A 13,735-nucleotide genomic window follows, 5' to 3' on the forward strand; every position below is an offset into this window, starting at 1 on the left:
GCATGCTGAACAAGCTTGTTGATTCCGTACACCACGCCGTGCGCGACGTGCACGATGGGGCCACCATCATGATCGGCGGCTTTGGCATCTCGGGCGTGCCCACCGAGCTGGTCTGCGCTCTGCTGGACCAGGGCGCGCGCGAGCTCACCATCGTCAACAACAACGCGGGCAACGGCAGATACGGCCTGAGCCAGCTCATCGAAGGCGGCCGGGTGCGCCGCATGGTCTGCTCCTTCGCGCGCAACTCCAACCCCAAGCAGCCCAATGCCGAGGCCTTTGCCGCGTGGTACCGGGCTGGCCGCATCGAGCTCGAATGCGTGCCGCAAGGCACCATGGCCGAGCGCATGCGCGCCGCCGGCTCGGGCCTGGGGCCGTTTTTCACCCCCACCTCCTACGGTACCTCGCTGGCCGCGGGCAAGGAAACCCGCGTGATCGATGGCGTGGGCTATGTGCTGGAAAACCCGCTGCACGGCGACTTCGCGTTCGTGAAGGCGCAAAGCGCCGATGCCTGGGGCAACCTCATGTTCCGCAATGCCGAGCGCAACTTCGGCCCGGTAATGTGCATGGCATCGAAAACCGCGGTGGCGCAGGTCGACGAGGTACTGCCCTTGGGTGCGCTGGAGCCCCAGAACGTGATGCTGCCCGGCATCTTCGTGCAACGCATCGTGCAGCTCGCACCAGGAGCAACGCCATGACCGATACCACCGCCGCATTCAAGCGCCTGAGCCGCGAGGAAATGGCGCGCATGGTGGCCAATGACTTTCCCGACGGCTGCTATGTGAACCTGGGCATAGGCATTCCCACGCTGATCTCCAAATGCCTGCCCCAGGGGCGCGACGTGATACTGCACAGCGAGAACGGCATCCTCGGCATGGGCCCCGGCCCTGCCGACGGCAGCGTGGACCCCAGTCTGCTCAATGCCAGCAAGGAGCCGGTGACGCTGCTGCCCGGCGCATCGATCTGCGACCACAGCCTGTCGTTCGCGATGATGCGCGGCGGCCACATCGACATCTCGGTGCTCGGCGCCTTCCAGGTCTCCGCCCAGGGCGACTTGGCAAACTGGGATACGGGCGCCGCCGATGCCATCCCTGCGGTAGGCGGCGCGATGGACCTGGTGGCGGGCGCCAAGCAAGTGGTCGTGGTGATGGAGCACACCACCAGGGACGGCCAGCCCAAGATCGTCGCAGAGTGCAGCTACCCGCTCACCGGTGCGGGTGTCGTGGACCGCGTCTACACCGACTGCGCGGTGATCGACGTGACACCCCAAGGCCTGCTCGTGCGCTCCATGGTGCCCGGCCTGAGCCTCGAGGCGCTGCAGGCAATGACCGGGGCGCCGCTGCGGCAAGACAGCGCCCCGGGCGGGGCAACCACCTTGTAGGAATGTAGATGGCTATCCCTCAAACAGACAATCTCCAAGAAGGAGCGCTCCACGCCCACTGAACCCAGGTCCCGAGCGCTCGCCTGCTGCCCGGTGATCGAGGCCTTCTTCAGCGTCCTTGATAAAACTCTTCATGTGATTTCATTGGATTACATTTGCCGCTCTGCCTAGAATTTTTTCCATCGCATATCCATGGAAAAAAGGCAGGGTACATGGCAGAGCAGACACTCCCGCGGCATCGGGTGCAGGCGTTGGACGGCATCCGGGTTCTCGATCTTGGCACCTTCGTGGCCGGCCCCTTCTGCACCACCGTGCTGGCGGAGTTCGGCGCCGAAGTCATCAAGGTCGAGCCGCCCGAAACCGGAGACTCGCTGCGGCGTTTCGGTACCCGCACCGCCTGCGGCGATACCTTGATGTGGCTCAACGAGAGCCGCAACAAGAAGTGCGTGACGCTCAACCTGCGCACCCCCCAGGGGCAGGACCTTCTCAAGCGCCTGGTGGCCTGCAGCGATGTGATCGTGGAGAACTACCGGCCTGGCGTGCTGGAGCGTTGGGGCCTGTCCTGGGAAGAAGTCCAGCGGCTCAATCCACGCGCCATCCTGGTGCGCATTTCCGCCTATGGCCAGGAGGGCCCTTACCGCGGCAGACCCGGATTTGCCCGGGTTGCCCATGCTTTCTCGGGCCTGGCCTATCTCGCCGGCGAACCGGGCCGCATCCCGGTGACTCCCGGCTCCACTTCGCTCGCAGACTATGGCTCGGGCCTGTATGGGGCCATCGGCGTGCTGCTGGCCCTGCGTGCGCGCGAGCGCACGGGCCAGGGACAGATGATCGACCTGGCCCTGTACGAGTCCATGTTCCGCGTGCTCGACGAAATGGTTCCCGTCTACCAGCAGACCGGCATCGTGCGCGAACGGCAAGGCGCAGATACGGTGAACGTCGTACCGCACAGCCACTACCAGACCCGCGACGAGAAGTGGGTGGCCATTGCATGCACCAATGACAAGATATTCGCGCGCCTGGCGGCCGTCATGGGCGCACCCGAGCTGGCGGCACCCGAGCGCTGGGGCCCGGTGGAGCGGCGCCTGGCCGAGCGCGCCGCCGTCAACGCCCGCGTGGCATCCTGGGCCGCATCCATCGACTGCGCCGAGCTGCTGCGGCAATGCGATGCCGGCGGCGTGCCTGCCGCCACGCTCTACAGCGTGGCCGACATTTTCGAAGACCCCCAATATGCGCTGCGCGAGAACATCACCACCGTTGCCTCGCGGGTCGGCCCTGTGGCTGTGCAGAACGTCATTCCCAAACTGTCGGACACACCAGGCGGTATCCGCTGGCTGGGCGCGGCGCTGGGAGAGCACAACCGGCAGGTTTTCCAGGAGTTGCTCGGTGTAGACGCCGACGAACTCGAAGCCCTGCGCGCCGGCGGCATCGTGTGATCCGGTCCCCCTCAGCCAACTTGCACATCACCAGGAGACAAACCATGAGAAGACGCAGCTTCATGCGCGCCAGCGCGGCAGCGCTGGCCGCACCGCTCGGCACCGCCGCAGCATGGGCCCGGGCCTGGCCCGAGCGGCCGGTCAAGCTCCTGGTGCCGACACCGCCGGGCAACGCGCTCGATATATCGGCTCGGCTGCTGAGCGACAGACTGGCCCAGCGCTGGAAACAGGCAGTGGTGGTGGAGAACCGTGCCGGCGGCAGCGGGATTCCCGCCATGGTCGCGGGCAAGAGCGCAGCGCCGGACGGGTACACGATCATCGTCGCGCCATCGTCCACCATGGCCATGAATCCTGGCCTCTACCCCAAGCTGCCCTATGACCCGCGCAAGGATTTCGATACCGTGGGCGGCATCTATCTGGGGCCCATCATGCTGGTGGCGGGCAACTCCTCGCCCTACCACTCGGTGGCCGACGTCGTGGCTGCGGCGCGCAAGGAGCCAGGCAAGCTGGCCATGGCCATTGGCGGCCCACCGGGCACCACGCAGCATCTTTCTTCCGAATTGTTCTGCTTCAGGGCCGGCCTGCAAGTCATCAAGGTAACGTACAAGGGCAGCGGCCCGGCCATGCAGGACCTGCTCGGCGGCCAGGTCGGGCTGCTGTTCGACAGCGTGGCCTCGGCGCTGCCGCAGATCAAGGCCGGTACCCTGCGCCCCATCGCGGTCGCCAGCGCCCAGCGCATGCCACAGCTGCCGCAGGTTCCCACGATCGCCGAATCCGGCTATCCGAGCTTCGAGGCAGTGAGCTGGGGCGGCCTGGCCGTGCCCAAGGGCACGCCGCAGGCTGTCATCGACCAGATCGGCGAGGACGTGCGCGCCATCGTCAACGACCCGGCGGTGAGCGAGCAGATGCTCGCCCGCGGCCTGCTGCCCGACGCCCGCAATGCGGCCGACTGGAGCAGCTTCATCGATGCGGAAATCCTCAAGTGGGGCGAGTTGATCCAGTCGGCCCACATCAGCGTGGAGTGACGCAGCCATGGCAGCGCAGCATTCCTTTCTCTTTGTGCCCGCCACTCGGCCAGAGCGCTTTCGCAAGGCCTGCGCAAGCGGCGCCCATGCGGTGATCGTGGACCTTGAAGATGCGGTCGCAGCCGCCGAGAAGGAGCGGGCCCGCGCGCTCTTCGCCGGCGAGGCCGCTGCCTTGCGGGCCTGGTGCGATCAGGCCGGCTGCGAACTGCTGGTGCGCATTAACGCCCATCACAGCGCCTGGCACGCGCAGGATGTACGGGCCTGCGCCGAGCTGCCGGTCCATGGCGTGGTGGTGCCCAAGCCGGACGACCTGGTTCTGCTGGCTGCGCTGGCGCGCATCCTGGGGCCTGCCAAGCCGCTGTATCTGCTTGTCGAGTCGGCGGCCGGCTTCCACCACATCGCCGATATCGCCCGCACGCCCGGTGTGCGCCGGATGATGCTGGGCGCCGCCGATCTGATGCTCGACCTCGGCCTGCCCGATGACGACGCCCCCCTGCACCATTTCCGCTCGCTGTTGACCCTGCATTCCCGGCTGGCCGGCCTGCAGCCTCCGGTCGATGGCGTCTGCCTGGCACTGGATCAGCCCCAACGGCTGGAGCAGGAGGTGCAAAGAGCCCAACGATTCGGTTTCGGCGCCAAGTTGTGCGTTCACCCGGCACAGATCGAAGCCGTCAACCGCGGCTTCCGGCCATCGGCCACCGAATCTGCATGGGCCCAGCGCGTACTGGAGGCTGCGGCCGAGGCGGGCGGTGCCGCTGTGAAGGTTGACGGCCGGCTGGTGGATGCCCCGATCATCGAGCAGGCCAGGCGCATCCTGGAGGTCACGGGCCTGGCCAAGGACAACTGATCTTGCGCTCGTAGAATGGCCTCCCACATGGGAACGCCTATCGACCTCCAGCACCTGCGCGCCTTCACCGCCATCGCCCGCGAGGGCAATCTCACCCGCGCCGCCGAGCAGCTGCACCTGACCCAGCCTGCCGTCAGCATGCAGATCAAGAGCCTGCAGGAGCTGCTGCAGGTCTCGCTGTTCGTGCGCACCGGGCGTGGACTCACCCTCAGCCCGCAAGGGCGCGCACTGGTGCCGGTGGCGCGCAGGATCCTGGAGGCGGTTGAAGATTTCTCCCACACTGCCGAGGCCATGCGCAGTGTCGTCTATGGCACGCTGGCGATGGGCACCATCCTCAATCCCGAGGCCATCCGCCTCGGCGCCTGCCTGCAGTATCTGGTGGAGCACCATCCCAACGTGCAACCCCGGTTGCGGCATGGCATGTCCGGCTGGGTGCTGAGCCAGGTACGCAGCGGCGCCCTGGATACGGCGTTCTATCTCGGCCCGCCTGGCGAAGTGGGCAGCGGCGACGATATCCATGCACTGCTGCTGCGGCCCATTCACTACTACGTCATTGCACCGCGCGGCTGGAATGCACGAGTGACTGGCAAGAGCTGGGCCGAGGTGGCCCAGCTGCCATGGGTCTGGACGCACGAACACTCGACCCACCACCGCATGCTGAGCCGCAAGTTCAGCGAGCTGGGGGTGAGCCCGCAGGTCGCCGCAGAAGTGGACCTGGAGGCATCCATGGTGGACCTGGTTGCTTCCGGTGTCGGTCTTTCGCTGGCCCGCGATTCAGTGGCGCTGCGCGTGGCCCAGTCGCACGGCCTGGCCGTCGAGCAGGCCCTCAGCCTGACGGCCGACCTGTCGTTCATCGCGCTGGCCAAGCGGATCGACGACCCTGTGGTGCGCGCCGCCTTCGCGGCAGTGCGCGCCACCTATGGCTAAGCAGCCGCAGGGCTCGGTCTGCTGGCTTCCATCAATCCGATCCGCTCGAATACAGATCCCGCCCCTTGGTCTCCGGCAGGAACAGCGTGATCACGATCACCGCCAGGTAGGCGCCGCCGGCAAACACCCCGATGGCCCAGGCCAGGCCGTGGCGCTGCGCCAGAAAGCCCACCAGCGTCGGGAACAGGGCGCCGATGCCGCGCCCGAAGTTGTAGGCGAAGCCCTGCCCGTTGGCCCGTAGCTCGTTCGGGAACAGTTCCGTCAGGTACGCGCCCAGGCCGCTGAAGATGCCCGAGGCGGCGAAGCCCAGCGGAAAACCCATGACCAGCATGGCCTCGTTGGTCAGCGCGAACTGGGTGTAGAAGTAGATGCTGAGCCCCGACAGCACCGAGAACACCAGCAGATTCGCCTTGCGGCCCCATTTGTCGGTCAGGAAGGCGCCGCACAGATAGCCCACGAACGAGCCCGCGATGATGACCCCCAGATAGCCGCCCGTGTTCAGCACCGACAGGCCGCGCTCGGTCTTCAGGTAGGTGGGCAGCCAGGTGGTGATGGCGTAGTAGCCACCCTGCACGCCGGTGCACAGCACCGCCGCCAGCAGCGTGGTCTTGATCAGGCGGGGCGAGAAGATATCCCAGAAGCTGGTCTGGCCCGCCACCCGGGACTGCTGCGTGCGCTGGAACACCTCGGGCTCCGGCACATGCTTGCGGATGAACAGCACCAGGAAGGCCGGCAGCACACCGATCCAGAACAGCGTGCGCCAGGCCCATTGCGGCGGCAGCACGCTGAAGGCCACGGTGTACAGGATGGCGGCCGCGCCCCAGCCGATGGCCCAGCCGCTTTGCACGGTGCCGACCGCCTTGCCGCGGTGCTCGGAGCGCACGATCTCCCCCATCAGCACCGAGCCCACCGCCCATTCGCCGCCAAAGCCCAGCCCCTGCAGCGCGCGCAGCACGAACAGCTGCTCGAAGTTCTGCGTGAACCCGATCAGCACGGTGCAGACCGAGAACCACAGGATGGTGTATTGCAGCACCCGCACCCGGCCGTAGCGGTCCGCCAGGATGCCGGCCACCCAGCCGCCAATCGCCGAGAACAGCAAGGTGACCGTCCCCAGCATGCCCGCCTGGGCCTTGTCGATGCCCCACAGCGAGATCAGCGTGGAGATCACGAAGGTGAAGACCATGAAATCCAGCGCATCGATGGCCCAGCCGCCAAAGGCGCCTATGAAGGTCTTTTTCTCGGGGCCGCTCAGTTCCTTGTACCAACGCATGGCAATGCCTCCTGCTTTCTATAGATGATGTTTCCCGGGGCTTCAGACGGCGGCAAAGCCGTAGAGCCTTTGCGGGTTGTGCACCAGCACCTGCTCCAGGTCGGCCTGGGTGGGCAGCCACAGCGGCAGCTGGTTGCGCAGGGCGCCGGTATCGGGCATGCGCTCCAGCGCAACATGCGGCCAGTCGCTGCCCCATACGCATTGCTGCGGCGCCGCCTGGTAGAGCTTGCGCGCCCATGGCACCACATCGCGGAAGCCGGGAAAATCCTCACCGATGCGGTAGGCGCCCGACAGCTTGACCCACCAGCCCCGGTGCTGCATCAGATGCAGCAGCCCCTGCATGCCGGGGCCGTCCAGGCCCGAGGACACGGGCGTATGCCCCATGTGGTCCACCACGCCGATGACGGGCAGCTTTTCCAGGCGCGGCAGCAGCTCGGGAATCTGCGCGGCGTCCATCAGGAACTGCAGGTGCCAGCCCAGCGGCCGGATCTTGGCGGCCAGGCGCTCCATCGCGGCAAAGCCGATGCCGCCGCCAAACAGCACATTGATGCGCAGCCCCCGCACGCCCAGCTGGTGCATGCGCTCCAGCTCCTGCTCCGGCACGTCGGCATCCACGACCGCGATGCCGCGCAAGGTCTGCGGGTGGCGCGAGAGCACTTCCAGCATATAGCGGTTGTCGGTGCCATACACGCTGATCTGCACCAGCACCCCGCGCTGCATGCCGGTGGCGCCGAGCATGCGCAGATAGTCGCTCTCGGTCGCCGGCCGGGGGGTATAGCTGCGTTCGGCCACCATCGGGTAGCGCTGCATGTCGTCGGCCACCACATGCGCATGCGTGTCGCAGGCCCCGGCGGGGATGGTGAAGCAGGCCGGCTGCACTTGCGGCAAAGGGGCGAGGCAAAAGTCCATGGGTTCTCCAGTTGCAGTGATTCTCATGCCTGCGGCAGCCGCGCCCCATGGGCCCGGCGCACGATATGCTGCGGCCCCAGCTGGCCGCAGCAGCTGGCGCCCAGCATGGCCAGGTTGCGGTCCACCTCGTCGCGCAGCAGCGCGATGGCGTGCAGCACGCCGGCCTCGCCGGCCACGGCCGCCGCGTAGTTGAACGGGCGCCCCACCAGCACCATGCGCGCGCCCAGCGCCACGGCCTTGAGTACGTCGGAGCCACGCCGAAAACCGCCATCGATGAGCACGGGGTAGTCCGGCCCCAGGGCCGCCACCACGTCCTCCAGGATGCGCATGGCCGACACCGCACCGTCAAGCTGGCGCCCGCCGTGGTTGGACAGCACGATGCCGTCGGCGCCCACGCGACGGGCCTGCAGTGCGTCCTCCACGCTGAGCACGCCCTTGATCACCAGCGGCCCCTTCCAGCGCCGGCGGATGGCCTCGATGTGGCGCCAGCTCAGGTGGTCGCGTGCCGAAAAGTCGCGCATCACGCTGGACGACATGATGGGCGCGCCGCGCGTGGCAAAGGAATTCTCGAAATGCGGCATGCCGTGGCGCAGCAGCGTGCGCAGGAAGGTGCCCGCCACCCAGCCCGGGCGCACCATGCCATCCCAGGCCAGGCGCAAACTGGGCTTGAGCGGCGTGGAAAAACCCGTGCGGATGTTGTTCTCGCGGTTGGCGGAGATCGGTATGTCCACCGTCACCACCAGGGTGCGAAAACCTGCGCGCTCCACGCGGTCGAGCAGCGCGTCGATGCGCTGCTGGTCGCCCGGGATATAGGCCTGGAACCAGGTGGCCGGGCTCTCGCGCGCCACCTCCTCCATGGGGATCAGCGAGGTGCCGCTCATGATCGACACGATGCCCGCGCGCTGCGCCGCGCGCGCCAGCACCAGGTCGCCCCGGTAGGCGGACAGTGCATTGATGCCCATGGGCGCGATGCCGAAGGGGCTGGCATGGCGCTCGCCAAACAGCTCCACGGCCTGCGAGCGCTGCGACACATCGGCCAGCACGCGCGTGGTGAAGCCGAGCTCGCCGAACACCTCGCGGTTGTCGCGCAGCGATGCGTTGTCTTCGGCCGCGCCGGCGATGTAGCCGAAGATGGGGCGCGGCAGGCGGCGCCGCGCCGCCGGCTCGAAATCGTGCAGCGACAGCATGCGGCGCAGCACCGCCGGGGCGGCACACGCGGATGCAGCTGCAGGCAGGGTATCGATGGGAGAGGCGGGGCTCAAGGCCATGGCGCGAATGTCGGTCTGGTTCAGGACCGGCAGACTGTAGGCCGCCATCAAATTGATGAAAAGCGAAATATTTAGAATGAATATTTTCGCTTTTATTCAATATAGAGGCCTATGTCCACACCCTCGATCAAGCAGCTCGAAGCCTTCTGGTGGGCCGCCACCTGCAGCAACTTCGCCACGGCAGCGCAGCGGGTGCACCTGTCGGTATCGTCGCTGTCCAAGCGCATCACCGAGCTGGAGGCCGCGCTGGGCCAGCCGCTGTTCGACCGCAGCGGCCACCGCGCCGTGCTCACCGAGGCTGGCGAGCGCCTGCTGCCCGCGGCGCTCGATGTGCTCAACGCCATGGCTGCGCTGGGCCGCTCGCTCGATGCGCATTCGGCGCTGGCAGGCCATTGCCGCTTCGGCGTGGGCGATCTGTCCGCGCTCACCTGGCTGCCGGGCTTCGTTGCCGCGGTGCGCCAGGCGCATCCGCACCTGGCGCTGGAGCCCTATGTGGACGTGGGCGGCGTGCTGGAGCGCCGCCTTGCGGATGGCGAGCTCGATTTCGCGGTGATCGCCGGCCGCTCGTCGCGCAGCACGCTGCTCTCGCAGCCGGTGGGCGCCGCGCAGTTCGCCTGGGCCGCCGCAGCCGATCTGCCGGTGGCCGGCGGCATCGACGCGCTGCTGCAGCGCCACCCCTTGATCACCTTGCCGCCGAGCGCGGGCACCACGCGGCTGCTGGACGACTGGCTGCTCGCGCACCGCATCGCCGTGCGCGAGCGCATCCTGTGCAACAGCTGGGGCGCCGTGGCCGGCATGCTGCGCGCGCGGGTGGGCGTGGGCTTTCTGCCTCGGGACTGGATCGCCGCGCTGGGCCTGCGCACCGTGGGGCCGCGCGCATCGCTGGCGCCGCTGCGCTACGCCTTCCAGTGGCGGCGCGGCGATGCGCGGCCGCTGATCCCGGTGATGCAGCAGCTGGCCCAGGCGCATGTGGACTTCACCGTGTCGCCGGCCCTGGCCAGCACCACGGGCGGCGCAGCGTAGCCGCAAGCGCCCGGCAGGTGCTCAGGCCTTGATCGGCTTGCGCGCCACCGGCGCCGCAAAGCCCACGCACAAGCGGTTCCAGACATTGATGCTGCCAATCGCATAGCTCAGCTCCACGATCTCGCGTTCGCTGAAATGCGGGCGCAGCGCGTCGAAATCCTGCTGCCCGGGATGGGCCTGGCTCAGCCGCGTGCAGCGCTCGGCCCAGTTCAGCGCGGCGCGCTCGCGGCCGTCGTAGAAACCCACCTCGCGCCAGGTGACCACGCTGTTGATGCGCTGCAGCTCCTCGCCCCGCGCCAGCAGCTCGCGCGTGTGCATGTCCACGCAGAAGGCGCAGCCATTGATCTGCGAGACACGCAGGTAGACCAGCTCCAGCAACTGCACGCCCAGGCTGGAGCGCGCGAGCTGCGCATTGATGCCGCCCTGGGCCTGGTAGAGATCGGGCGCGACCGTGCGGAAATCCAGGCGCGGCGCGGCAATGGCGAGGGGGTTGGCGGTATCGTTCATGCAAGACTCCTTGAGGCAATGCGGGCCAGCCGGAATGGCCAGCCCTTAGAACCTGTTCACGATCTCTACGATGCCGCGCCAGTGCATTTGCGGGCGCCCGGCTAGGGGATGGGATGCAAGGCGCGATACCGCAGCAATAGCCCAGCTATTGCGAGGATTCGCGCGGCCGGCGAGGCAACGCCGCAGACCGCCCGCAAATACACTGGCCCTAAGGGTTGGGACGCAATCGGGCGATTGCTTCGCGCTGCGTCTTGCATGCACACCAGTGCATGCTGCGCCACATCGACTCGCACTCATCCCGATTGCGTCTGCAACGCGGCTGCGTAGAGATCGTGAACAGGTTCTTAGCACCAAGACGCAGCAGCCCCAAGTTTTGTGACGGCTGGCGGCGGTGCATGGGCGGGTTGATCACCAAATATCAAAAACAATAGCTACAATCAATCTGTATTCAATGTTTTCAGATACTTTTATATCTAAAAACATTTACACGACTACGCAAGCAGCTATCAACATTGAATCTCCGCGCCATGCCTCAGCCCGCTGGAATCACCACCCTCGCCAGCTTGTCGGGGTTGCGCAGGATGTAGACGCGGCGCACCAGGCCGTTCTCGGCCAGCAGGGTCTGCACCGATTCCACCTGGCCGTCGACGCTGCGCAGCAGGCCCGGCATGCCGTTGACGCGCACCAGCTGCATGGACTGGAGCTGCCCTTCGCGCCGCAGGCGCCGCGTGGTCGCGAAATACAGCAGCCCCAGGCGGCGGCCGCTCTCCAGCACCCGGCCGAAGGAAGGCACCTTGCCGCCGCCGTCGCTGATCAGCGCCGCATCGGGCGCGAACAGCGCCTGGATCTGCGCCAGATTGCCGCCCTGCACCGCCTGGGCAAAGCGGCGCAGCAGCTCGGCATGGGCCCCGGGCGGCGCATCGAAACGCGGCCGCCCGGCCTTGAGCTGCACGCGCGCGCGGTGCACCAGCTGGCGGCAGGCCGCCTCGCTGCGGCCCAGCGCCTCGGCCAGCTCGCCATAGCCGGCATCGAATACCTCGCGCAGCAGGAAGGCGGCGCGCTCCTCAGGCGTGAGCTGCTCCAGCACGAACAGCAGCGCGGTGGACACATCGTGGGCGCGCTCCAGCAGCTCCTCGGACGACGGCGCCGCGGCCTCGCTCCAGGGCTGCACCAGCGGCTCGGGCAGCCAGAAGCCGGCGTAGTGCTCGCGCTCCACCCGCAGGCGCCGCAGCCGGTCTATGGCCAGCCGCGTCGCCGTGGCCACCAGCCAGGCCTCGGGCTGGACGATGGCGCAGCGGTCGCTGCCCTGCCAGCGCAGCCACACGTCCTGCACCAGGTCTTCGGCCTCGGCCCGCTGGCCCAGCATGCGGTAGGCCAGCCCGAACAGCCGCGGGCGGTGGCGCTTGAAGGTCTGCAGTGCCGCCTCGGCGGGCGGCATGCCATCGGCAATGGGGTTCACACGAGCTCTCCTGGCAAAGCGGCCGGCCACCCAGCGTGGCCCGAGCCTATCCCATCAAGACGCGCAAGCCCCGTGTTTTGTGACGCCTCAGAACCCCACCGCGCAGCCATCCTTGCGCGGATCGGAGCCGGCGATGTAGTGGTCGCCGTCGCGCAGCACCAGCTGGGCGCCGCCAAAGGCGAACACGCCATGGCCGGCCTCGATGCTGACCTCGTGGCCGCGCGCGCGCAGCTGCTCCACCACCGCGGCATCGAAGGCCGGCTCCAGCGCCACGCCCTTGCCGCCGGTCACGCGCCAGCGCGGCGCGTCGGCCGCGGCCTGCGGGTTCTGGCCGTAGCGCAGCACGCGCAGCGCCATCTGCAAGTGGCCCTGGCTCTGCATGGGGCCGCCCATCACGCCGAAAGCCATTTGCGGCGTGCCGTCGGCGTTCATGGCGAAGGCGGGAATGATGGTGTGCGAGGGGCGCTTGCGCGGGCCCACCTCGTTGGCGTGGCCGGCCTGCGTGGTAAAGCCGCAGCCGCGGTTTTGCAAGCTGATGCCGGTGCCCGGCACCACCACGCCCGAGCCGAAGCCCATGTAGTTGGACTGGATGAACGAGACCATCATGCCGCTGGCATCGGCCGCCGCCAGGTAGACCGTGCCGCCGGGCCGGGGCGCGCCGTAGCGGGGATCGCTGGCCTTCTCGCGGTCGATCAGCTGGGCGCGCTCGCGCAGGTAGGCGCGGTCCAGCAGCTGCGCGGGGGTGACGCGCATGTGCTCGATGTCGGCGTTGTAGTGGTGCAGGTCGGCAAAGGCCAGCTTCATGGCCTCGAGCTGCAGGTGCACGCTGTCCACGCCGTCGAGCGGCTGCGCGCCAATGCCCAGCTCGTCGAGCATGCCCAGCGCCATCAGCGCGGCAATGCCCTGGCCGTTGGGCGGGATCTCGTGGATCACCGAGCTGCCGAACTGCTGCGCCACGGTGCCGACCCAGTCGGGCTGGTGCGCGGCCAGGTCTTGCTCGCTCATCACGCCGCCGCAGGCGCGGGAATGCGCGGCCATCTTGCCGGCCAGCGCGCCGCGGTAGAACGATTCGCCCATGGTGGCGGCGATCTCTTCCAGCGTGCGCGCGTGGGCCTCGCTCTTGAACACCTCGCCGGCCCTGGGCGCGCGGCCGCCGGGCAGAAAGCACTCGGCAAAGCCGGGCTGCTCGCCCAGCTTCTGGCCGCCCAGCTCCCACAGCGTGGCGATGGTGGGCGAGACCGCGAAGCCATGGCGCGCGTAGTCGATCGCCGGCTGGGCCACCTGCTCGAAGGGCAGCTTGCCGAAGCGCCGGGACAATGCCACCCAGGCCGAAACCGCGCCGGGCACGGTCACCGCGTTCCAGCCTTTTTCCGGGATGCCGCCAAGCTGGGCGAAGTAGTCGGGCGTCCAGCTCGCAGGCGAGCGGCCCGAGGCGTTCAGGCCGTGCAGTTCCCGGCCGTCCCAGACGATGGCAAAGCCGTCGCTGCCGATGCCGCAGCCGGTGGGCTCGACCACGGTGAGCGTCATCGCCGCGGCCAGCGCCGCATCCACCGCATTGCCGCCGGCCAGCAGCATGGAGAGGCCGGCCTGCGCGGCCAGCGGCTGCGAGGTGCTGACCATATTGCGCCCCAGTACCGGCGAGCGGCGCGAGGCGTAGGGAAGCGTCCAGTCGTTGATCAGGTTTGCCAT

Annotated in this window: 13 protein-coding genes; 7 read left to right on the forward strand and 6 right to left on the reverse strand. The window is 68.0% G+C overall.

Translation table 11 applies throughout. The features are described 5' to 3' along the window. The first annotated feature begins 2 nt into the window (after nt 1-2). The 6 genes from ACODRX_RS00800 (at nt 3) to ACODRX_RS00825 (ending at nt 5,610) form a co-directional block, all read left to right on the forward strand. The gene (locus ACODRX_RS00800; protein ID WP_488869045.1) at nt 3-695 is read left to right on the forward strand and encodes a 3-oxoacid CoA-transferase subunit A; all 693 of its coding nucleotides are present in this window, start codon (nt 3-5) and stop codon (nt 693-695) included. Beyond that, the gene (locus ACODRX_RS00805) at nt 692-1,378 is read left to right on the forward strand and encodes a 3-oxoacid CoA-transferase subunit B (RefSeq protein WP_488869047.1); all 687 of its coding nucleotides are present in this window, start codon (nt 692-694) and stop codon (nt 1,376-1,378) included. The genes ACODRX_RS00800 and ACODRX_RS00805 overlap by 4 nt, the downstream gene beginning before the upstream one ends. A gap of 212 nt (nt 1,379-1,590) precedes the next feature. Then, on the forward strand, nt 1,591-2,811 hold the full coding sequence (locus tag ACODRX_RS00810; RefSeq protein WP_488869049.1) for a CaiB/BaiF CoA transferase family protein: 1,221 nt from the start codon (nt 1,591-1,593) through the stop codon (nt 2,809-2,811). A 44-nt stretch (nt 2,812-2,855) separates the two neighbouring features. Beyond that, nucleotides 2,856-3,836: a Bug family tripartite tricarboxylate transporter substrate binding protein gene (locus tag ACODRX_RS00815; RefSeq protein WP_488869051.1), complete on the forward strand. Its 981-nt coding sequence runs from the start codon at nt 2,856-2,858 to the stop codon at nt 3,834-3,836. 7 nt (nt 3,837-3,843) lie between these two features. Beyond that, nucleotides 3,844-4,683: an HpcH/HpaI aldolase/citrate lyase family protein gene (locus tag ACODRX_RS00820; protein WP_488869053.1), complete on the forward strand. Its 840-nt coding sequence runs from the start codon at nt 3,844-3,846 to the stop codon at nt 4,681-4,683. A 39-nt stretch (nt 4,684-4,722) separates the two neighbouring features. Continuing rightward, nucleotides 4,723-5,610 carry a LysR family transcriptional regulator gene (locus ACODRX_RS00825; RefSeq protein WP_488869255.1) on the forward strand — a complete coding sequence of 296 codons (888 nt, stop codon included), beginning with the start codon at nt 4,723-4,725 and terminating at the stop codon, nt 5,608-5,610. Between the two features lie 31 nt (nt 5,611-5,641). On the opposite strand, the gene ACODRX_RS00830 is transcribed toward ACODRX_RS00825, so the two are convergent. From ACODRX_RS00830 to ACODRX_RS00840, 3 genes are read right to left on the reverse strand one after another with little or no spacing between them, the layout of a single operon-like run. Next, on the reverse strand, nt 5,642-6,880 hold the full coding sequence (locus ACODRX_RS00830; RefSeq protein ID WP_488869055.1) for an MFS transporter: 1,239 nt from the start codon (nt 6,878-6,880) through the stop codon (nt 5,642-5,644). A 42-nt stretch (nt 6,881-6,922) separates the two neighbouring features. Then, nucleotides 6,923-7,789, reverse strand: coding sequence for an amidohydrolase family protein (locus ACODRX_RS00835; RefSeq protein ID WP_488869057.1), 867 nt, complete (start codon nt 7,787-7,789; stop codon nt 6,923-6,925). Between the two features lie 23 nt (nt 7,790-7,812). After that, entirely contained in the window at nt 7,813-9,057 is a 1,245-nt protein-coding gene (locus ACODRX_RS00840) for an alpha-hydroxy acid oxidase (protein WP_488869256.1), read from the reverse strand. 111 nt (nt 9,058-9,168) lie between these two features. Between ACODRX_RS00840 and ACODRX_RS00845 the strand changes: the two genes are divergently transcribed. Beyond that, nucleotides 9,169-10,080 (forward strand): LysR family transcriptional regulator, encoded by a 912-nt coding sequence (locus ACODRX_RS00845; protein ID WP_488869059.1) that lies wholly within the window; start codon nt 9,169-9,171, stop codon nt 10,078-10,080. Between the two features lie 21 nt (nt 10,081-10,101). On the opposite strand, the gene ACODRX_RS00850 is transcribed toward ACODRX_RS00845, so the two are convergent. The 3 genes from ACODRX_RS00850 to ACODRX_RS00860 all read right to left on the reverse strand — a co-directional run bounded on the left by ACODRX_RS00850 (nt 10,102) and on the right by ACODRX_RS00860 (nt 13,735). Next, nucleotides 10,102-10,587: a carboxymuconolactone decarboxylase family protein gene (locus ACODRX_RS00850; RefSeq protein ID WP_488869061.1), complete on the reverse strand. Its 486-nt coding sequence runs from the start codon at nt 10,585-10,587 to the stop codon at nt 10,102-10,104. 532 nt (nt 10,588-11,119) lie between these two features. Continuing rightward, nucleotides 11,120-12,025: an RNA polymerase sigma factor SigJ gene (gene sigJ / locus ACODRX_RS00855; protein WP_488869257.1), complete on the reverse strand. Its 906-nt coding sequence runs from the start codon at nt 12,023-12,025 to the stop codon at nt 11,120-11,122. 108 nt (nt 12,026-12,133) lie between these two features. Beyond that, nucleotides 12,134-13,735 (reverse strand): gamma-glutamyltransferase family protein, encoded by a 1,602-nt coding sequence (locus ACODRX_RS00860; protein ID WP_488869063.1) that lies wholly within the window; start codon nt 13,733-13,735, stop codon nt 12,134-12,136.

This window comes from Comamonas sp. FG99 (assembly GCF_057808605.1).

Coding starts and splice junctions, on each gene's coding strand:
- ACODRX_RS00800 (WP_488869045.1), top strand. CDS start 3: ATGCTGAACAAGCTTGTTGATTCCGTACACCACGCCGTGCGCGACGTG.
- ACODRX_RS00805 (WP_488869047.1), top strand. CDS start 692: ATGACCGATACCACCGCCGCATTCAAGCGCCTGAGCCGCGAGGAAATG.
- ACODRX_RS00810 (WP_488869049.1), top strand. CDS start 1,591: ATGGCAGAGCAGACACTCCCGCGGCATCGGGTGCAGGCGTTGGACGGC.
- ACODRX_RS00815 (WP_488869051.1), top strand. CDS start 2,856: ATGAGAAGACGCAGCTTCATGCGCGCCAGCGCGGCAGCGCTGGCCGCA.
- ACODRX_RS00820 (WP_488869053.1), top strand. CDS start 3,844: ATGGCAGCGCAGCATTCCTTTCTCTTTGTGCCCGCCACTCGGCCAGAG.
- ACODRX_RS00830 (WP_488869055.1), bottom strand. CDS start 6,880: ATGCGTTGGTACAAGGAACTGAGCGGCCCCGAGAAAAAGACCTTCATA.
- ACODRX_RS00835 (WP_488869057.1), bottom strand. CDS start 7,789: ATGGACTTTTGCCTCGCCCCTTTGCCGCAAGTGCAGCCGGCCTGCTTC.
- ACODRX_RS00840 (WP_488869256.1), bottom strand. CDS start 9,057: ATGGCCTTGAGCCCCGCCTCTCCCATCGATACCCTGCCTGCAGCTGCA.
- ACODRX_RS00845 (WP_488869059.1), top strand. CDS start 9,169: ATGTCCACACCCTCGATCAAGCAGCTCGAAGCCTTCTGGTGGGCCGCC.
- ACODRX_RS00850 (WP_488869061.1), bottom strand. CDS start 10,587: ATGAACGATACCGCCAACCCCCTCGCCATTGCCGCGCCGCGCCTGGAT.
- sigJ (WP_488869257.1), bottom strand. CDS start 12,025: ATGCCGCCCGCCGAGGCGGCACTGCAGACCTTCAAGCGCCACCGCCCG.
- ACODRX_RS00860 (WP_488869063.1), bottom strand. CDS start 13,735: ATGGCAAACCTGATCAACGACTGGACGCTTCCCTACGCCTCGCGCCGC.